At 61.7% G+C, this 19,816-nt stretch carries 15 protein-coding genes and 2 pseudogenes; 3 read left to right on the top strand and 14 right to left on the bottom strand.

Annotated elements, in window-relative coordinates; translation table 11 throughout:
* Window positions 1-14: 14 nt before the first annotated feature.
* The 5 genes and pseudogenes from N2604_RS21420 to folD form a co-directional block, all read right to left on the bottom strand.
* Entirely contained in the window at window positions 15-1,487 is a 1,473-nt protein-coding gene (locus N2604_RS21420; protein WP_260370214.1) for a carboxylesterase/lipase family protein, read from the bottom strand.
* A 107-nt stretch (window positions 1,488-1,594) separates the two neighbouring features.
* Window positions 1,595-2,515, bottom strand: coding sequence for an MFS transporter (locus N2604_RS21415; RefSeq protein ID WP_260370213.1), 921 nt, complete (start codon window positions 2,513-2,515; stop codon window positions 1,595-1,597).
* An 894-nt stretch (window positions 2,516-3,409) separates the two neighbouring features.
* Window positions 3,410-3,892, bottom strand: a complete 483-nt coding sequence (locus N2604_RS21410) for a hypothetical protein (protein ID WP_260370212.1) — start codon at window positions 3,890-3,892, stop codon at window positions 3,410-3,412.
* 18 nt (window positions 3,893-3,910) lie between these two features.
* Window positions 3,911-4,042 (bottom strand): annotated as a pseudogene (locus N2604_RS39795) (TetR/AcrR family transcriptional regulator); the annotation flags it as partial.
* Between the two features lie 122 nt (window positions 4,043-4,164).
* Complete coding sequence (folD, locus tag N2604_RS21405) at window positions 4,165-5,076, bottom strand: bifunctional methylenetetrahydrofolate dehydrogenase/methenyltetrahydrofolate cyclohydrolase FolD (protein ID WP_311739571.1); 912 nt, start codon at window positions 5,074-5,076, stop codon at window positions 4,165-4,167.
* 104 nt (window positions 5,077-5,180) lie between these two features.
* On the opposite strand from folD, the gene N2604_RS21400 reads away from it, so the two are divergent.
* The 3 genes and pseudogenes from N2604_RS21400 to N2604_RS21390 all read left to right on the top strand — a co-directional run bounded on the left by N2604_RS21400 (window position 5,181) and on the right by N2604_RS21390 (window position 7,469).
* Complete coding sequence (locus N2604_RS21400; RefSeq protein WP_260370211.1) at window positions 5,181-5,837, top strand: aldehyde dehydrogenase family protein; 657 nt, start codon at window positions 5,181-5,183, stop codon at window positions 5,835-5,837.
* Between the two features lie 71 nt (window positions 5,838-5,908).
* Window positions 5,909-6,692: pseudogene (gene hpaH, locus N2604_RS21395) on the top strand (2-oxo-hept-4-ene-1,7-dioate hydratase).
* 12 nt (window positions 6,693-6,704) lie between these two features.
* On the top strand, window positions 6,705-7,469 hold the full coding sequence (locus N2604_RS21390) for an HpcH/HpaI aldolase/citrate lyase family protein (RefSeq protein ID WP_260370210.1): 765 nt from the start codon (window positions 6,705-6,707) through the stop codon (window positions 7,467-7,469).
* A 150-nt stretch (window positions 7,470-7,619) separates the two neighbouring features.
* On the opposite strand, the gene N2604_RS21385 is transcribed toward N2604_RS21390, so the two are convergent.
* The 9 genes from N2604_RS21385 to N2604_RS21345 all read right to left on the bottom strand — a co-directional run bounded on the left by N2604_RS21385 (window position 7,620) and on the right by N2604_RS21345 (window position 19,691).
* Complete coding sequence (locus tag N2604_RS21385) at window positions 7,620-8,684, bottom strand: GTP-binding protein (RefSeq protein WP_260370209.1); 1,065 nt, start codon at window positions 8,682-8,684, stop codon at window positions 7,620-7,622.
* A gap of 21 nt (window positions 8,685-8,705) precedes the next feature.
* Window positions 8,706-9,893: a thiolase family protein gene (locus N2604_RS21380; protein WP_260370208.1), complete on the bottom strand. Its 1,188-nt coding sequence runs from the start codon at window positions 9,891-9,893 to the stop codon at window positions 8,706-8,708.
* Between the two features lie 69 nt (window positions 9,894-9,962).
* Complete coding sequence (locus N2604_RS21375; RefSeq protein WP_260370207.1) at window positions 9,963-10,712, bottom strand: SDR family NAD(P)-dependent oxidoreductase; 750 nt, start codon at window positions 10,710-10,712, stop codon at window positions 9,963-9,965.
* A 54-nt stretch (window positions 10,713-10,766) separates the two neighbouring features.
* Window positions 10,767-12,122, bottom strand: coding sequence for a phenylacetate--CoA ligase family protein (locus tag N2604_RS21370; protein ID WP_260370206.1), 1,356 nt, complete (start codon window positions 12,120-12,122; stop codon window positions 10,767-10,769).
* A complete protein-coding gene (locus tag N2604_RS21365) occupies window positions 12,122-12,940 on the bottom strand; it encodes a hypothetical protein (protein WP_260370205.1) in 819 nt (272 codons plus the stop codon). The genes N2604_RS21370 and N2604_RS21365 overlap by 1 nt, the downstream gene beginning before the upstream one ends.
* A gap of 30 nt (window positions 12,941-12,970) precedes the next feature.
* Window positions 12,971-15,025, bottom strand: coding sequence for a hydantoinase B/oxoprolinase family protein (locus N2604_RS21360; protein ID WP_260370204.1), 2,055 nt, complete (start codon window positions 15,023-15,025; stop codon window positions 12,971-12,973).
* 24 nt (window positions 15,026-15,049) lie between these two features.
* Window positions 15,050-17,170 carry a hydantoinase/oxoprolinase family protein gene (locus N2604_RS21355; protein ID WP_260370203.1) on the bottom strand — a complete coding sequence of 707 codons (2,121 nt, stop codon included), beginning with the start codon at window positions 17,168-17,170 and terminating at the stop codon, window positions 15,050-15,052.
* Window positions 17,171-17,282: 112 nt separating this feature from the next.
* Window positions 17,283-17,687, bottom strand: a complete 405-nt coding sequence (apcB, locus tag N2604_RS21350; RefSeq protein WP_260370202.1) for an acetophenone carboxylase subunit beta — start codon at window positions 17,685-17,687, stop codon at window positions 17,283-17,285.
* Between the two features lie 27 nt (window positions 17,688-17,714).
* The gene (locus tag N2604_RS21345) at window positions 17,715-19,691 is read right to left on the bottom strand and encodes a hydantoinase/oxoprolinase family protein (RefSeq protein ID WP_260370201.1); all 1,977 of its coding nucleotides are present in this window, start codon (window positions 19,689-19,691) and stop codon (window positions 17,715-17,717) included.
* Window positions 19,692-19,816: the final 125 nt, after the last annotated feature.

Raw genomic sequence — 19,816 nt, 5'->3', positions numbered from 1 at the left:
CGGATCAATTCCGGTTATGAGATGTGGCGCGAGGCTGCGATACGACGGTCGAAGTGCAGGATCGCCTGCTCCATGGCGTAGGCGGGCCATACGGGGAGGCCCTGACCGTTGGGATCGCCCGTTGCCGCGAATTCGGCAATTGCGCCTCTGAAAAGCCGGCTCAGTTCCTGCATCTCGCGCAAGTCCGCACCTCGGACCATCGCGCCCGCCTGCCAGACGTCGAAGTTGCCGAACAAGAAAGGAAGATCAATGCAATGGCAGGCTCCCAATTCGGGGACGGGCGACTGCCAATCGAACCAATACATGAAAGCTTTGCGCCCGAGCCGGGACTGGGTGCCGGCGATCTCAAGGCTCTGCTTCGTGAAATCGCGCTCGGTGTAGAAGTCGCCCAAAAGCGTGCGGGGCGTCGCAGGCACACGTGCAGAGCGCAATCTTGAAAGCGTTCTGCCTGGCTCGTCGTCACCAAGGGATCGGATTACGGCCTCGAGCGCGTCCTCGGACATCTCGTCGAGCGAGGAATTCGAGAAAGAGAATGCTGCATGTTCCTCGCGCGTCACCCCGATCATCATGTCGCACCAGCTCGCCCGACCCATTTGAACGGACTCGCTGGGATCGCGTTGCACGAGCGAATCATCCAAAACCGGCATGAACGGCGGCGTGGTCTCGCCGGGGATCGCGGGACCCCTCTTTTGCAGGCTCCACAATCCCTCCAGCATCTGATCGATCGGCAGCGTTCGGAGCTTGTCGACATCGCCGGCGGCGACGCCGAGAGCATTGAGGATCGCATCAGTGATCGGCTGCGCTTGCTCGACGGTTCGGAGCTTGATGCCGACCGGCGCGCTCATCAGGATCGCTCGATTGAATAGCTTCGGTCCGGCTTCGCTGGCGGCGAGAGCCGCGATGCTTAAACCACCGGCCGACTGGCCGATCACCGTAATGCGCTGCGGGTCCCCACCGAACGCGCTGATGGCCTCCCCGATCCAGCGCAGAGCCGCGACCTGATCGTGCAGACCGAGGTTTAATCTGCCAAGCGCCGGATGAGGAAAGAAACCGAGGATGCCGAGCCGATAAGTGATGTTCACGACGACGAGGCCGTTTTGCTTTGCGAGAACGCCGCCATCGTAGCAGGGCAGCGAACCTCCTCCCGTCATGAAGGCGCCCCCGTGGATAAACACCAGGACGGGCGCGCGCGCTCCGGCCGCTTGGCCGGTCCAGATGTCGAGATGCAAGCAGTCCTCGCTTCGCTGCACATCGTAGGTCCCGATCGCGAGATCGAGACGCGACGGATTTTGGGGAGGAACCGGCCCGGCGGCGGTGGCGTCGCGAACGCCTTGCCATCGCGGTGGCGCCGACGGCATCTCAAAGCGTAGCGGGCCGACGGGAGCTTCCGCGTAAGGAACCCTTCGAAACGCTGTTACGCCCTCCATCCGCGCGCCGCGTAAGTGGCCAAACGGCGTTTCCAGTTCGACGTGCTCCACACCAGTCATTCCTATCTCCAACTAGACAATCTGAGAGTCCGAGGCGTGGGCGCTCGCGCAAGGTTCACCCGGCGTCCGGAAATGGCGAGGAGTCTTCCAGTTTTTGGAGCGCTGGATCACGGCCGCGCGATCGTACGCAAGTGCGGAAGGAGCGCGAAGATCGCCAGCACTGCCGGAATTACCGCCGCAAGTATGATCGTTTGCGGAGCAATGCCACTCGAAACCAGTAATCCTGCGACCGCGGGCCCGACAATTGATCCGATCCGGCCAGCGGCGGAAGAGAAGCCGACACCGTGGGTACGAAGCGCGTCGGAATAGAGCGAGACGGCGAGAGCGGCCTGACCCACACTGCATGAGATCAGCCCCGCGCCGGTTCCTGCAATCAGGACCCAGGCGCCAAACGGGGCCAGGTCAAGCGTCGCAAGCCCCGCCGCAGAGATCGCGCCTATCGCGGCAGCCAACAACAGGATTCGCGCAACCGGAAGCCGGCGGACGAGCAGCATCAGCACGACATCGGCGATCAAGCCCCCGGCGCTGAAGAAGCTGACGCCCAACTGCGAATATTGGGGCGAGAGGCCCATCTTGATGAGGAACGATGGCAACCAGAACACCAGCGCGTAGGCGTCGGCAAAGATCAGAAAGGAAAATATCCAGAGACTGACTGTTCTGGTCGCAAGTCCTGGACCGAGCAGATTGCCGATGAGCTTGAGACCGCCCCGCTGTCCTTCGCCTTGGTGCTTCGGCCCAGGACTATTGTCCTCGATGGACCGGGGCAACCAAATCAAAAGAACGAGGGCGAACGCGAGCGGAAGCGCGCCACCGACGATGAAGATGGATTGCCAGCCCAGCTGCGCGGTCAGGGCTGCGCCAAGTACACCCCCTAGAATGCCCCCCGCGGCGACGGCGGTCGTCACAATGACGGCAGCCGTCTCCTTGAGCCTTGGAGGGCACTGCGAGGTCGCAATGGCGATGGCCGCCGGCACCGCCACGCCAAGTCCAATGGCGGTAACCAGACGTAGTGCCGCAAGCTGCGCCACCGAACTTGCCAGCGGCGTTGCAAGCGAGAGAGCGCCAAAAAGCCGCTACGCTGGCAATCAGGATGCGCCGAGCCCCCCAGCGGCTGACCAGCGGACCGGACGCCAAATATCCCAAAACCGCGCCGACGCTCGTCAGCACGAACGCAGGCGTGAGCGACGCCGGAGACACGTTGATGTAGGCAGCGATTGCCGGAGCCGCGACGCCAATCGAAGTGGTGTCCAGCCCGTCGAGCAGCACCGCAATGAAGCTGAGGGCGATCGCGATCCAGGTTGATCTCGATGCACGTTCAACGGACGTGCTCCTAAGGGGCGTGCTGACGCCGAAGTCGCATTCTTCGCCGGCGGTCCCTTGCGAACTTGCTTGCGCTACGCCCTTCACCCTTTTGTCCCCTCGCCAATCCCGTCGGGGAACACTCAAGGGATTTCCAAATTAGCTGTCCAGTTCCAGGAATGGGATGCTCGGTTCTATATTTGAGACGCGGCAAGTTGTTACGAGCAGCCCGCGATCCTCCCTTAGCTCGAAGACATGCTCGATCACGGCGACGTTGCTGCTGCCATGGGTAGCTCAGAAAGTTGCGGACGACTCTGTCACGGCTTTCATATCGATTCGGCAATGCCACTCCGTAGAGCTAGGCTAGAGCTAACCATTCTGCTCGCCGTGTTTCCCGCCGCGTACTTGATCGTATCCGATTGCGTTCTCCATCGGAGTCTGCCCTGGCCATAATGCTAGTTTTCCGCGGTAATAACCGTTGTCGCTCACGCCCCGCCGAATAGCGTCGGTTACCCTGCGGATGCGGCGCTTCTTACGCCACGCTGAATTGGGGCTTCTGGAAGAGTCGCACCGGCCCGAACGACCAACAACTCTCCCCCAACGTGATCAACAAGCTCAAATCTTCAGCCAACGCGTGTGCCCAGCAGATCCCGCCCGGCCGCCACCCGCGCTGCGTGAGTACGCTGGCACCATTCTTCGATCAACCGTTCATAGGTTGCCTGGTCCTGCTGCCAAGTCCGGTTGACGGCCATTCCGCGGATCAGATTGAGCGTCAGAGACAGCAAGATTTCGGCTTCGCCTGCGTCATATCCCGCCGCCACGAAGGCCTTCAGCCACACGTCCTTCATCTCGGAATGGAAGCGCTCGAGCACCGGCTTCAAGCGGCCCATCAGCTCGGGAGATGTTCGGGCCGCGACGATCACCTCCTCCGTTGCGAGAAACGGCCAATCGAAATAGATCGTACGGCAATCGGCAATGAATTCGCGCAACGGCTCGGAAGAAGCAGCCGCCTTCTCGGCCCGTTGCCGGCCCAGAACTGCGGCGCAATCGTAAGCGTGGCTCGTCGCCGCAATCACGAGGTCAGCCTTGCTGCGATAGTGATGCACGCGTGCACCGCTCGACATGCCGGCTCGCGCGTCGACCGAGGCCGTCGTGAGGCGATCATAACCTTGCTCGACAAGCAGTTCGATCGTAGCTTGCAGCAATTTCTGCTTGGTTTGTTCGCTGCGCTCGGCCTGCGACTTCCTGCTACGCATGCTTCTCGCGAGTCCGTTTCCCGGTTGCCTGATCGCTCAAACTCATAGCATTCCCTTCGTTTGCAGCCAACGGCAGGCCCCTCGCCGCTCCACCTTGCAACCGAACCGGCGCATGCGGCCTTTCAGACGGGGTGCATGGTCATGTGGCGCTCGGCCGAGGTTATGGTGTTCCAGATCAGCATGCTGACCGTCATCGGGCCGACCCCGCCCGGGACAGGCGTGATGAAGGAAGCCTTCTCGGACACGCCTTCGAAATCCACATCGCCAACGATCTTGCCGGACGGCAGCCTGTTGATGCCGACGTCGATCACGACGGCGCCGCGCCGCACCATCTGCTTCAGAATCAATCCCGGCACACCGGCGGCTACGATGAGGATATCGGCCAGAATCGTGAATTGGGCGAGATCGCGGGTCCTGGCGTGACAGATCGTGACCGTCGCGTCCTGCTGCATCATCATCAGCGCCATCGGCTTGCCGACGATATTGCTGGCTCCGACCACAACGACATTCTGACCGGCGATCTCAATCCCCTGATGCTCAAGCAACTTCATGACGCCGAAGGGCGTACAGGGCGAGAAAATGGTGTCGCCGACCACCAGACCGCCGACATTGTACAGATGAAAGCCATCCACATCCTTCGCCGGCGAGATGCGGTGCAGGACCGTGTAGATGTTGAACTGCGGCGGCAGCGGAAGCTGTACCAGGATGCCATGGACATCCGGATCCTGGTTCAGCCGGTCGATCAAATCCAACACGATCGCCACCGGCACGTCGCGGTCGAATATGAAGGGTCGTGATAGCAAGCCGACATCTTCTGCGGCTCGCATCTTGTTACGCACATAGACCTGCGAAGCGTGACTATCCCCGATCAGGATGACGGCAAGGCACGGCGTGACGCCGTGCGTCTCCTGCAAGCCTTTGACCCGGCCGCGGCATTCCGCGCGAATCTTCTGCGAGACGGTCTTCCCGTCGATCACCACCGCTGTCATGTCTCTGCCCGGCCTCAGCTCCAGGAGCCGCGCTGCCGCAGCCACTGCGCAGCCTTCTCGATACCGCCGAACGCGAAGACATGGATCTGCCTGATCGCCGATGCGATTACCGGGGCAAGAACGCCTCGCTCGTGTTCGCTGATTGCGACATGGACAAGGCAATCGAAGGCGTCACCCGCGCCGTCTTCGCCAATTGCGGTCAGGTCTGCCTCGGCACCGAGCGCGTCTATGTCGAGCGGCCGGTCTTCGCCGCGTTCACGCAGCGCCTGAAGGAGGCGGCGGACAAGCTCAAGCCGGGCAACCCCTTCGAGGCCACGACGACGTTGAGCCCGTTGATCAGCCAGAGCCACCGCGACAAGGTGCTCTCCTACTACGCGAGGGCAAAGGCGGAGGGTGCCGAGATCGTCACCGGCGGCGGCGTGCCGGATTTGGCCGCCCCCTATTCCTCCGGCTCGTTCGTGCAGCCAACGATCTGGACCGGCCTGCCGGAGAGTTCGACCGTGATGCGCGAGGAGATCTTCGGCCCCTGCTGCAACATCGTCCCCTTCGACGACGAGGATGCGGCGATCGCGCTCGCCAACGACAGCCCCTACGGGCTTGCCACTTCGATCTGGACAGAGAACCTGACGCGCGCCCATCGTGTCGCGGCGCAGGTCGATGTCGGCATCGCTTGGGTGAACTCCTGGTTTCTGCGCGATCTGCGCACGCCCTTCGGCGGTTCGAAGCAATCCGGCATCGGCCGCGAAGGTGGCGCGCACTCGATGGAGTTCTACACCGAGTTGCGCAACGTCTGCGTGAAGCTCTGACGCGTTCGGCTGGCCGCCCCTCGGGGTGCAGTCGTGTGTCCCGTTTTCCCGAACCGATGGAAAGAAGAACGATGCTGACCGAAGACCAGCGCGCCCAGGCGGTGCATTCCCTGCTGGAGAGCCACCGCACCAAGAGGCAGGGCGAGCGCCCCTCGCAGATGTTTTCCCAACATCCAGATCGAGGATTCCTACGCCATCTCCTCGGCTGTCGCGCATGAACGCGTGAAGGCCGGCGCCAAGATCATCGGGCACAAAATCGGCCTGACCTCGAAGGCCATGCAAGCATCGTCTAAGATCGACGAGCCAGACTACGGCTATCTCTTCGACGACCTGATCCTGAACGACGGTGCCAAGGTGCCGTTCGAGAATTTCTGCGTGCCACGCGTCGAGCCCGAGCTGACCTTCATCCTGAAGCAGCCGCTGAAAGGCCCGAATGTCGGGCTCGTCGACGTGCTCCGCGCGACCGAATACGTCGTGCCATCGATCGAGATCATCGACGCGCGCGTCACCGAGCCGCGCAAGATCTTCGACACCGTTGCCGACAACGGCGCCGCCGCGGGCATCGTGCTGGGTGGCCGGCCGGTCCGGCCGCAGGATATCGACCTGCGCTGGGTCGGCGCGGTCTTCTACCGTAACTCCGAGATCGAAGAGACCGGGCTCGCAGCCGGCGTGCTCGGCCATCCGGCGATGGCGATTGCCTGGCTCGCCAACAAGCTCGCACCATTCGACATCACGCTGCAGCCCGGCCATCTCATGCTGTCGGGTTCCTTCACCCGTCCCGTCTGGGCTAACAAGGGGGATACGCTGCATGCCGATTTCGGGCCGCTCGGCAGCGTTGCTGTCCAGTTCGTCTGAAGGGGAGCCGCCGTGGACCTGCCTGCCAATGCCTTCAAGGCCGCGCTTGCCCGCCGCGAACTCCAGATCGGATTGTGGAGCAGCCTGTGCAGCCCGATCGTGGCCGAGATCATCGGCCAGAGCGGCTTCGACTGGATCCTGATCGACACCGAGCACTCCCCCAACGAGGCAGCCGACGTCCTCGTCCAGCTGCAGGCCCTGAAGGGCGGCACCGGAACCCCGATCGTCCGTCCGGCCTGGAACGATCCGGTCCTGCTGAAACGTCTACTCGATATCGGCGCTCAGGCCGTGCTCGTCCCCTTCGTCCAGAACGCCGAGGAGGCGGCCAAGGCGGTTGCCGCCTGCCGCTATCCGCCCGCCGGCGTTCGCGGCATCACGGCCAGCGGCCGCGGCAGCCATTACGGGCGCGTGCCGGACTATCTGAAGCGGGCTGATGGTGAGATCTGCGTGCTGGTCCAGGTCGAGACCGGTGAGGCGTTGCGTGAGCTGGAAGCGATCGCATCGGTCGACGGCGTCGACGGAGTCTTCATCGGCCCGGCCGATCTCTCGGCCTCGCTCGGCCATATCGGCAACCCCTGGCACCCTGAGGTCCAGGCCGCGATCGAGGACGCGGTGAAGCGCCTCATCGCGATCGGCAAGCCGGCCGGCATCCTGACCCCGTCCGAGGCAGATGCGCGCCGGTACATCGAATGGGGCTTCCGCTTTGTCGCCGTCGGTTCCGATCTCGGGCTCCTGACCAGGCACGCCGACGCTCTGGCAAAGGCATTCACCCGCTAGAGCATGCTGCGGTTTGGCGAAATCTGGCCCCCTTCGTCGACCGGGTCGACGCGCCTAAGTAGGTGATCGACGGGCCGATCAACGGCGAACTCTTTAATCTCTATGCGAGAAGGTCCTGGCGCCCCACCCTGGCCACGCTTCATGGCTTCCTCAGTTTTCGTCTCTGATCGATGGATCCATCTGCACTGCTGGCGTCTTGTCGTCGAGCGTCCTGCAGTCATTGAGACGTTCTTGGATCGCGGCTGACTCAAGCTCCAAACCAATGAATATGAGTACCGTTCGACGAGGCTCGAAAGGTCGCCACATCGTTCCACCGCTAATTTGAATGACCGCTTGCACGCCCTGAACCACAAGACGACTGCGGTACCCGAGTGAATGTACGATGCCCTTGCACCGCCATAGCCTTTGCCCATGGATCGTCGCTAACGCATCCAGAGCCCTATTTAGGCGTCCGAGATCCAATGGAGCGTCGCACCGGAAGATGCAGGTCGTCACCCCGCGGCTATGCTTCCCAAGCAACCGGGGACGAAGGCGCAGGTCCGCATCATACCGTCGCAAGATGCGATTGATTTCCTCCGATGGAATATGATCGTTTGAAAAGCCCCGAACATCGAACACATGCGCCATCAGTTCCGAGATGCCGGATCGGTGCAGATCGGCCGCAACAATCGGCGCGCGAGGATTGATTGATGTGAGCTCGTCTTGCAGCGATTGTCGTTCCGCATTGGTTACAAGATCGGATTTGCTGATGATCAGTCTGTCGGCATATCCCAGCTGCGAACGGAACTCAGGCCGCTCCGCCTCGACCTTGGCATGTGCCGCGTCGACGACCGCCACAACGCCGTCGAGATGAAATAGGGATTCGATCGCGGTTTCGGCCAGAAAGGTCTGGATGATTGGGGCTGGATCGGCGAGCCCGGTGGTTTCTATCAGGACTCTGTCGAACGACAGGCCCCGTTGCTGTGCCTGCAACGCGAGATCATGCAGTGCGCGAGCCAAGTCTCCTCGCACCGAGCAGCACAGGCAGCCATTCGCGAGTTGAATAATTGTTTGCTGATCGCTGCGCGACAGAAACTCGGCATCGACGCCGACCTGTCCGAATTCGTTTTCGATGACGGCGATCCGAACATCATGGTTTTCCTGCAGGATCCGATTGACCAACGTCGTCTTTCCGCTTCCGAGGAAGCCGGTCAGGATCGTTACCGGCGTGGTCAATCGGACAGCCACGATTGTCCCTCAATCAACCCGGATCACGAGCGCAGCGCCAGTGTCGCCCGCCGCGCATCCCGTGAACAACCCGATGCCGCCACCCGCCCTGAGCAAAGTGTGAATCAGTTCGGCGATGCCACGTAATCCCGTCGGTCCCTGCGGATGGCCGTAGATGAGGCTGCAGCCAAAGACATTCATCCTGGCCAGCGAATAGCCGGTCTGTTGGGCGAACCAGATATCGTTGACGGCAAAGGGATTGTGGGTCACGACACACTTCAGCTGATCGAAAGAGAGCCCGGTCTCCTCCATTGCAACTTGCGCCGCTCTGGTCGCCGCCTTCGGCATCTGCGCCTTGCCTTCCCGGGCGAAGGCGACTGAAAGCAGCCTCGCGGTGCCCCCTCCATCCCTTGCCACGGACTGCGCGCGCGACGTCACAATCGCGCCTGCGCATCCATCCGCCGGATGCGTTTGCGAGCCAAACGTGGTGATGCCGTCCGGGCTCACAGGCCGCAGCGAAGCGAGACCTTCTGCCGAATATGCGTGAACGCCTTCATCCGCCTCGACACGCAACGCCTTTAGCTTGCCGCGCGGAACCACGATCTCCTGCATGTAACCGCGCTGAAACGCGCGATCGTCCTTGAGAGCGTCCTGATACTGGTGCCAGCGCTGAAGCGTCAGCTCATCAAGTGCCGCGCGGCTGATCTTGCCCTCGCGTCCAACGTTTTCCGCCGTGTGCACCATCGACTGCCCCGTATTCGGATCGGCGCGAAAGCTCTCCAGCACCCAGTGTTCTGTCGCCGGCGCTCCCCCCATTCCGTCGCCACGAGGATAGACCAGAAGCGGGCCGTTGCTGGTTCGATCCGTCGTGACCACTAGCTTGGTCCCGCGTCCTTCCAGCTCGATCTGAGCTGCCGCACTGGCGAGTGAGGCAACCGACGTCGCGCAAGCCTGTGCGATGACCGGACCCGTGAGGCCCGGCACACCCAGCTGCGATGCGATCCAGGGCGCCGCGTAAAAGCAGTTCGGCTGGGGAATTGTCATTCCCACCACCAATCCGTCGATCTCTTCCGGATTCACGCGCCTGGCGGCGAGGGCGTCGCGGGTAACCGCAACGGCAACGTCGATGCTGGAGACGTCCGCAAGCGAACCTTGCCAACGCACGAATGGCGACGACCATATCTGGTCAACAGGGATCACGGCATTTTCGAATTTCATGCTTTCACCAAGCTCCTAACAAACACGGCACAGACATGACTTCGTCCCGCGGCTCTCCTCTTCCGTAAGTCAGTGACGAACCATGCCGCCGTCTACCGCGAGCGTTTGACCGGTCACAAATGCCGAATCGTCACTCGCGAGAAACACAGCGGCGCCAGTCAAATCTTCCGGTACCTGCGTGCGCTTGATCGATTGAAGCATCTCAGGCAGCGCTTCGAACATTTCAGCGAGGGGCGATGCTTCGGTTGTTGCCGTACGAACCAGACTGGGCGCGATCGCGTTGACAGTAATGCCGTGCGGTCCCAGCTCGGTTGCCAACGCCCGGGTAAACCCGATATTTGCCGCTTTGGTGCTGATGTAATGCGTATAGGCATCAATCTTCAGCCAGAATACTGTCGAGGTAAGGCTGATGACCCGCCCCCACCCGCGCTGCTTCATGGCCGGAACGAACGCCTTGCTCATGAGAAATTGACTGTCGACATTGATCTCGAAGATCCGCTTCCAGTCTTCAAATTTGAGATCGTCGAATGGCTTCAACGGATAGATCCCAACGTTGTTGACCAGAATATCGCACCTGCCGAGCTCTTTGAGAACACCCTCTGCGAACGCTTCGACCTGATCCGGCCGCGATGCATCACAGCGCGATGCAAAGAATCGTCGACCCGCGACCGTCACGTCGCGCTTGACATCGTCCGTCGATCCAATGTCCGCTATCGCTACATGGGCTCCTTCGTCAGCAAACCGCTTCGCAATAGCTCTCCCGATACCGGCTCCGCCGCCGGTGATAACCGCCACTTTGTCCGCCAGTCTGTTGGTCATACTTACCTCCCTGCGGGTTTTCCTTTTTCATTGATCGTCTTCCGCCGAACACCCTCAACCGTTGCGAACCGCAACCAGCGAGGTCTTGTAGACACTCTTCGGAATACTCTTTGGCTCAAGCACCATCACGCGAATCCGAATCTGCAGCTGGCTGCGGACTTCGGCCTCAATCTCCCGACGGAGTGTTTCCGCACTGTCGCCCGATAGATTGTCGACGGCTTCGACATCCACCGAGATCGGATCGTCGAAGCGGACCTGATCCTTCGTCTCCTTCCAGACCCGTAACATCGGCTGCACCTGCCCGGCGAACTTGGAGCTGATCAGGTCCCTCAAGGCCGCCGGAAACACGTTCATGCCTTTGTAGATCAGCATGTCGTCGGTCCGGCCGATGCAGCGAATGCGCGGTGACGTACGCCCACACGAGCATCCGATCCCGACGACCAGCGCATGGTCGCGCGACCGGTAGCGAACCATCGGCGTCGCCTCGCGATCGAACGTCGTATAGACGATCTCTCCGGTCCCTCCCTCACGCCAGGGCTGTACGTCACCGCTATCAGGATCGATCAGCTCGATCGCGACATATTTTTGAGCATTGAAGTGCATGCCTTCATGCCGCTCGCATTCAGCCCACATGCCCGAGATCACGTCGCCCAGGCCCATTACTTCCCGCAAATGCGAGACGTTGAGACCGCCTGTGATCCGATCGCGGATATCACGCTGGTTCAGGCCAGGTTCGCCTCCGCACAGCACCTTCCCCAAGCGTGACGGGATCCCCGTCTCCTGCCCCACGGTGTCCCATTGTTCCGATAGGTAAAGCCCGAACGACGTCGTTGCGAGCAATGCGGTACAGCGGAGCCGGCGCATCTCCCGCAAAATCCTGTCGGTGGGAAAGCCGCCGAGCCACGCGAGTGTCGCACCTAGTCTGCGAAACCCGTCTGCGTACGGCAGGCCGCCCGCCACCATCGGCAACCCTACGAGATGAGCGACGACATCGTCGGCGCGAACGCCGGCGGTGAACCATGTGTTGGCAATGGCGTCGGAGAACACCTCGCAATCGCGCGCGGTCAATCCATAATAGAGCGGCTTGCCAGTCGTACCGCTGGAGCTCAGCGCCTGAACGATACTCTTCAGCGGCGCGGCCTGATTGTCGCCGAGCGGCCGCTCGTCCGTCGCCGCATCCTGTGCGGCTCTGATATGGTCCTTCATCGTGAACGGCAGCCCGGCCAAGTCAGCAAACCGGAGAACCTTCACCTCGCCCGGCACATCGGCGAACATCTCTTGATACATCGCCGAGCGGGCACGAATCTTCGCAATCGCCGGCGCGATGCGTTCGGCCTGCCAGCGCTCGACCTCGGTCCACGGCAGCGTTTCGAGCTGCTCGTTCCAATACTCTCGCGAGGTAGTCGTCATCAGTCTTCCCTGATCCGCCGAACGTCGCCTAGGAGTGCCCCGATCTCAATGTCATCGCGGACCTCTGCCACGGTCGTTACGATACGTTCGACTGCCTCCTCACCGGGCAAGCGAGACCATTGACTCGGCTCGGCAGACCAGGCGCGGCCGTGGAGCCGGGACAAGGCACCGGGATGTTGCTCGCGGGTCGGACACGGAATGGCCTGCGCCGGCCAGGGATCGATCGTCCCGCGGCGGATGACCAGAACAGGAGACACTCGATGAAAGCGTGCGACATTGCCAGCGGTGCCGAGCGCTCCTTTCCAGAGCTCGACAGCTTCGTCCGAGGGCGCGTCGTCGTGGAATTGCACGACGTGCACTCCGGCTTCCGCAAACACCCGAACGATGGCCGCCAGCCCGCGGCCAATGTGCTGGAGGCTCGTCTCGTCGGAGGCGTCGCCGCCCGCCGCCCGCAACCTCCTCAGCAGCATCGCCGGTCCGTGCACGGCAGCGATGATGACCGGCTCGCTGGTATCGGCTTGCCATTGGTGTACCGCTTCCAGCGACGCGGCGATGCTCTCCTGCCTGGCAACGGTTTCCGGGCTGATCTCCGACCCCACCGGACCGATGGCTTGCGCTTCGGCTTCGCCAGGCGCGATGCAATAGACTGCGTTTAGCCCCAAGACACGGCGAAGCTCTCCAACATTCTTGCGAAGCTTCGTTGGATCGTGGGCCATAGTCTCCGGCGTGATCGACTCGATCTGGGCCGATACACCGAACAGTAAGGGGGCGAAGAGAGGGGCATGCGATTTCCCTGCTGATCGGGAGAAGTCCTGCATCCTTTTGCGCCACATGACGCCGCCTCGCCATCAGGCTCTCAGGAGCGGCATAACTTCCCGCGCATCGGGCCAGCTCCCATAGTAGGTCAGGATCTCGTCGCGTGGCTTCTGTTTGAGCCACGCGGCTTCAAATTCGTCGTAACGACGGCCTCGTGCCTTGCGGGCGAGCAATTCCTGGGTCCTCAGCTCCGCTGTCTGCTCAAGATTGACCCGACGATCCGTCTCGTCCCACGCCACCTTGTAGACATGGCGGGCAGCTTCAGGAGACAATACCCCCTTGACGATGTCCTGCTCGATCGCCTTGGCGTCGCGATCGATTGGATCGCCATAGCCGGTCCCGCCGCAGCTGAACGCGAAAGTGGCGACGTCGCCGTTGTTGTAGGGCCGCACAGACCTTCCTTGGAACTCGATCTCGTAATTGCCTTCGATCGGCCTCTCAGTGAGCAATGTCTGAATATCCAGGTCGAGCGCCTTGCTGCCCTCCGCCATCAGCGTTTTGACATTGGCGTTTCGGATTCCAATCCCGGGCACGGTGCACGGCGCATAGCCGCCGAACAGGGGCTGCGGCGTCTGTAACTTGGTGTTGTCGGCGATCGCCATCATATACACAGCGGGCACATGGTGGGCGACCCACATCTGCACGGTGCCGACGCCCCCGCGGTATTTGCCGTGCCCGCAAGAGTCCTTCCAATGATTGGAGAGAGGAACGAGTAGCGGAAACTCGTTTTCGACCTGTTCGGTGTTGGGTGCGCGTCCGAACACGCACCACGGGAAGCCAAAGGCGTCCATTCCATCCTCAGTCGGCCGTGCGCCCTGCCCTTCCGTATTGATCGAATAGGCCAGCATGTCGGCGAACGGCGCGCCCCACTGATTGAGTCCCGCCAACACCAGCGCGTTGCCGCCATTGCCCATCGATGCACCACTCTGCTTCCACAGCGCGGTCGAATACATCGCCTTCGCGCAGGTGTTGTGAACCGCGCTCATCACGCCCGTCGAGATCATGACCGAACAGGAGGTCGCGGCCCTCGGATCTGGCGATAGACACGTCCGCACGCCGAACTTGAAGTCGATCGAGGCGAAGGTGCCGTTCGAGATCGGCAGAGCGTGGAAGAGATACTCGTAGATGTAGTTGGAAAAATGGGCGATCGCCGCCTGTGGATGTGCGTTGTAAGGAGATGGCGTTTCGGGACCGGTTTCGGAAAGGTCCACCAGCATGCGGTCTCCCTTCTTGTCGACGGTCATGTAGCAGCTGCGCACAAGCCCCTGCTTGAGGCCGACAGCATCGCTGAAGGTGACGCACCTGTACTTGCCGTCCGGCCACTGCTCGATGAGTGCCTTTGCGCCCGCCTCGGCTTCCTGGAGCATTCTTCGGAACAGCCCCGTCAGATAGTCCGGCCCTTCCCGGTCGCACAGCTCGATCAGCCGGGTGCGCACCCGGTCGGCGGTCGTGCAGCGGGCCTTGAGATCAACGGCGATCATCGAGGGTGCGCGGATGCCGAAGGCGACGAACATTGAAACCACGTCTTCGTCGAGCCTGAAGTTCCGACCGATGCGCATTGGCGGGACGTTCATGCCTTCCTCGAACCGGGACGAGGCCGAGACCGGCATACCGCCTGGCTCGATCGCACCGGTTTCGGTCGTATGAACCAGCGCCGCAGTCCAGGCCACGAGCTTGCCGTCATAGAACACCGGCATACACACCATCTGATCGGGATTGTGAACGCCGCCATAGACGGCATCGTTCGCGAACCAGAGATCTCCATCCTTGATCTCGTTACCGTACGTTTCGAGGATGTACTTGATAACGAGCGGAGGAATGACAGCATGCAAATAGGTCCCGCAGCTGCCGTTCACGATGTCACCGGTGGCGGTCATGATTGCGACGAGCGAGTCGCCGGCGATCCCCATTGCGCAGCGGCACGAGCGAACGAACACGTCCATCCCCTCGTCAAGAATGTCATTGGTCCGCTGGAACCCGATTTCAAAGGTTGCGGGGTCGATCTGAGCCGCAAGCTCCAGTTCCCGCTGAGTCGGGGGCGTCGGCTTCAGCCAAGTCAGCTTCTGTTCGAGTGAGGGAATCGGCATTGATTGTCTCCTGAGTCCTTGCGATCACGCTGCCACGGCGACTTGGGCACCAATCCGTTTGCGCGGCGGCGGCGGGTTGAGCGCTTCGAGAATGCCAAGACCATGCTGGTCGATCGCGAACTTCTGCCCTGGCGGCACCACGATGGTGGTCAACTCCGCCTCGACTACCGCAGGTCCGGTCACCACATTGCCCGCCTGCAGTTGCTCGAACTGGTAGATCGGCGTGCTCACCCACGCCTTGCTTTCTGGCCAATAGGCTTTGCGCTCGCCGATCTGGGCGGGCGACGGATCAGCGGCGCCCAACGGATACTCGGCCACATCCGGTTTCCAGGTTGGCACCGTGACGCGGAGCACGAAATTGTCCAGAAACACGCCGCCGGGCCTGTTGACTACCAGCGGCGAGAACGCCTCGCTGAACTCACGTTCGAACTCATCGTAGATGGCCTGAGCGTCGGCGTCGGAACTGATCTGCAGGCATGGCGATGAGGCGCGCTTGAGGTTGACTTGGCCGCCATAAAGCATGTCGAGCTCCAGCGAATAGGCGGCATCCGCCACCTCGAGCCCTTCACTCCGCAGATCGGCCTCGGCCCTTCTGATCAGCGAACTGACCGTCGCATTGAACTGCTCGCGGTCGACTACAAGCCGTTCGGACATCGGCTCCATGAACACCATGCGGCGGCTCTGTTCGTACATATGAACGATATCCATGATCGAGCTTCCCATGGCGCAGAACACCGGTGCCGCGGGGAAGACAACCGCCTTGGGGACATCGCCGCGCAAGCCGCTCATGTGCGTCGGTCCCGCCCCTCCGAACGCGAACAGCACGAAGTCCTCCGGATGATAGCCCCGCATGTGCACCTCGCGCTTGATCGCGCCGGCCATGTTCTCGTCTACCACCCGCCTGATCAGGGCCGCGGCCTCCTCGGTCGAGATGCCCAGCGGCCTGGCGACCTTCTCGTCGATCGCCTTGGCGGCCAGCGACCTGTTGAGGGGCATCCGGCCACCGTAATATGTGTCCGGATTGATGTAGCCGAGAACAACGTCGGCGTCGGTCACCGTCGGTTCGGTGCCGCCGAGATCGTAGCAGACCGGTCCCGGCATCGACCCCGCGCTCCGCGGCCCGACGGTGATGCGTCCATTGCTGACGCTCGCGATCGATCCGCCTCCCGCACCAACGGAGATGGTCTGCATCATCGTGACGTTGACCATCCATTTGTCGATGACGGGCCGGAACGTGTAGTTCCGCACACTGCTTTCGACCACCAGCGCGACGTCGAAGCTGGTCCCCCCGACGTCACCCGCGATCACATTGTTGAAACCGAGTTTCTTGGCAAAGTAGGCAGATCCCATGAGGCCCGCGACCGGACCGCCGTTGAAGGTGCGACTCGCCGGCGTCTTGAAGATATCCGCCGAACCTCCCGAATTGTGGATCATGAGAAAGGCGCCGCGATATCCCTTATCCCTGAGTTTGTCCCAGGTCGCGCCGATGTCGTTCTGCATGGAGCGCTGGAGATAGGCATCGAGCACGGCCGTCATCGTGCGCTCGTACTCCCCGAGCTTGCTGACTACGCTCGACGACAGCACCACTGGGACGAAGCCGATGTGGTATTCCTTGTATTCCTCACGAATGATCTGGCGTACTCGCTTCTCGTGGGCCGGATTCATGAAGCTCCATAGAAGGGACACCACGATCGCTCGCGCTCCGCGATCCATCAGAAGACGAAGCTTCTCGCGGACGTCATCCTCGTCCAACGGACGGACGATCTGCCCCGCGGAATCCACCCGTTCCTTCACACCGAGAATCAGATTGCGATCGATCAGCGGATAGGGCTTGTTTTGAACCGCGATATTGCGTCGTTCGGCCACGCGCTGGCCGTCGGTCCATTGCGCGCCCCGCCCGATCAGAATTGCATCCTCGTGGCCCTCAGTCGTGAGGAGACCGATCCTGGGTCCCTGTCGCTGCAGAAGACGATTAAGCGCTACCGTCGTGCTGTAGCGGATGATGTCGATCTTGGGAAGCAGCTCCTCGACGGTGAGCCCTACCTTGTCGCCACCTGCCTCGATGGCATTGAGAAACCCGATGGAGAGATCGTGTGGTGTCGTCGGACACTTGGCGATGATGCGCTCGCCGTCGAGCGTCAGCACCAGATCTGTGAATGTCCCCCCGACGTCGATGTCGACCGAGTTGATTGCGTCTTTTGTCGTCAACGTGCTCATGACAAACCCCTGAAATTTGTTCTTGGCCAACGAACCGCGGTCACCCGCGCGGGCTATCCGCGTTGGCGCTCCCGGCCGGCTTGACGAGCTTTCCCTCGCGGATCACGAGATCACCGCTCGCAAGCCGCGCCTTCAGACTGTCGATGTCGAGCTCGATATCGTGCGTGATGGGATGTCCAGGGGGCAGATACTCTGTCTCGATCTGCCGCGCGCAGTTCGGGCAATAGAATTCCAGGATTCGAACCCAGTCCTTGTCCGGTGCGAACGTATACTCGCCGTCGATCACGGGATTGTGGATCTCTTCCGGCATGCGCTCGGCGACTAGACAGCCGCGCCTGTAGTTTTCGCGCGCGCTGATCAGCTGAGTGCCGCAGTCGTGACAGCACCATTTATCGTTGTTGAGATCGAGATTGAGATATTCGGTGAACCGGATCTTCTCGTACATTTGTCGTTTCCCGCGCTGGAGTGCCGTTCAGCCGCGCTGCATGCGCGCATTACCGTAGTCGTCGACTGTGAGCCGCCATCCCGCCGGAAGCGGACACGTCATCGTTGCACCGTTCACGACAGCAGGGCCCTTGATGATGTCGCCGACGTTCAGCGCTTCCCAGCGATACACCCGGACTTCCTCGCGCTTGCCGGCGACAAACCGTGTCTCGCGCGTGTTTGGGCGTTCCGTTGCAACGCGATTGGTGCGCTTGGTTACGCCGTGCGATCCGACAATGTAGCGCGTCGACAACTTGACAGCCCGCAATTGACTCTTCGCATTGGCGGCGAACGGCTTTGCCGCTCGCGCGAGCGCGCCGAGGATCAACGACGGGTCCTTGTCGCTGCAATCAAAGCTGACTGCTGCCACATCGTTATCCGATGTCCCAACGTCGGCTTCCCAGACGAACGTCGCCTTCTCCGGATCGAAGCCTTCGCCGCGCAGATCGCGTTCGGCCTGGGTCCGCATCGAGGCGACGACCGGGGCGAGGCTCTCGGGCGCCGCCTCGTCCCATCGCAGATCCACGCCCTGCTCATACCGGTGCACCACATCGGAAATGGCGGAGCCGAAGGCACTGAATACCGGTCCCAGGTCGAATGCAATGGTCGAGGGCATTTCAAGCTGGTCCGCGATGAACGCCGCAAACATCGGTCCGTTGCCGCCAAATGCGAAGAGAGGCGTGTCCTTTGCGTCGATGCCCGCCTCCTTGAGGGTATTGCCGACCAGCTTCGTCATCATGGCAACCGCCTCATCCCGGATCGATAAGGCTGCCACGTCGGTCGAGACGCCCAGCACCTTTGCGACATTGCGTTCGATAGCGTCGCGAGCCAGCTCCACTTTGAGCGCCCGGCGCCCGCCCAGAAAGTTCGCAGGGTCGAGATAGCCCAGGAAGACAAGAGCGTCGGTCAGCGTCGCCTGATCGCCGCCCAGTCCGTAACAGGCCGGGCCAGGCGCCGCGCCCATGCTCTCGGGACCAAGCGTGACCGAGCCCTTGCGGACCTTGGCGACAGACCCTCCGCCGACCGCCGCGGACCGCAACATGGCGAACGAGGTCTGCACGGGAATTTCCATAAGTTCGCCGCCCCGCTGGAACACGGGGGCACAATCGCGAACGATGGAAGCCTTGGTCGTCGTGCCGCCGACATCGAAACAGACAACGTTCCTGAAGCCGTACAGGCCGGCCATGTGCGCGCCGCTAAAGGTGCCGAACACCGGTCCGGACTCGATGGTATCCACTGCCTTGGTCTTGCCGATGCGCGCTACACCTCCGCTGGTGTGGCCGATCAGCAGCGCACCGTTCCAGCCGTGCTCGTCTCGCAGCAGATCTTCGGCCTTGAACAATGAAGTCGCCAGCTGAGTATGAGTATAGGCGTTCATGACCGAGTAGTGCGCACGCGTCTGATCGTGGCGCAGTTGCGCCATCTCGCTACCCAACAGAACAGGGATGGCGCCGATGATGTGGTCGGGATACTGATCCTCGATCACCTCCTTGATGGCGTTCTCGGCGCCGTTGTTCGGAAACGATCCCGCGAGCGATACACAGATACGACGAACGCCAGCCTCCAGGAGCTGCTTGACGCCGCTTAGCACATCGGCGGGCGTCGGATCCGAAGGCAGTCCCAGCACGGCGCCGTCGGCCACGAGCTCGCCGACGATCGGCGATCGACCTTTGCCGTAGAGCGCGTCTTCCTGCCCCTTCGAGACGAACAGCCCCACCTTCGAACCGCGCCTTTCCGCCAGCACATTGGTGGTGATGGTCGAAGACCACCGGATCAGGCTGACCTTCTTCAAGAAGGCCTCTACATTCGGAAACTGCATGGCCTTCGCGGCCTCTTGGAGGCAGGCGAGAAAGGACACGGTATAGTCGTGGGGAGTGGTATCGACCTTGAAGGCGTGCCGAGCGGCACCATCGGAAACCAGCGCGTCGGTCATCGTACCGCCGGTGTCGATGTCCACGGTGAACATGCTCTCTCCTCCCATTTTCGCCGCGTGCTTGTCGCGATGTTGGGCTGATCGTGCTTTGAACCACCGGCAGCGTCTATTCGGACCGATTCCCAATCGACTAGGGCAATTGCTTAGTGCAATGCAGC

The organism is Bradyrhizobium sp. CB1015, assembly GCF_025200925.1.
In the GTDB taxonomy this organism is placed as follows: Bacteria; Pseudomonadota; Alphaproteobacteria; order Rhizobiales; family Xanthobacteraceae; genus Bradyrhizobium.
This window is presented reverse-complemented; position numbering and strand designations above follow the sequence as displayed.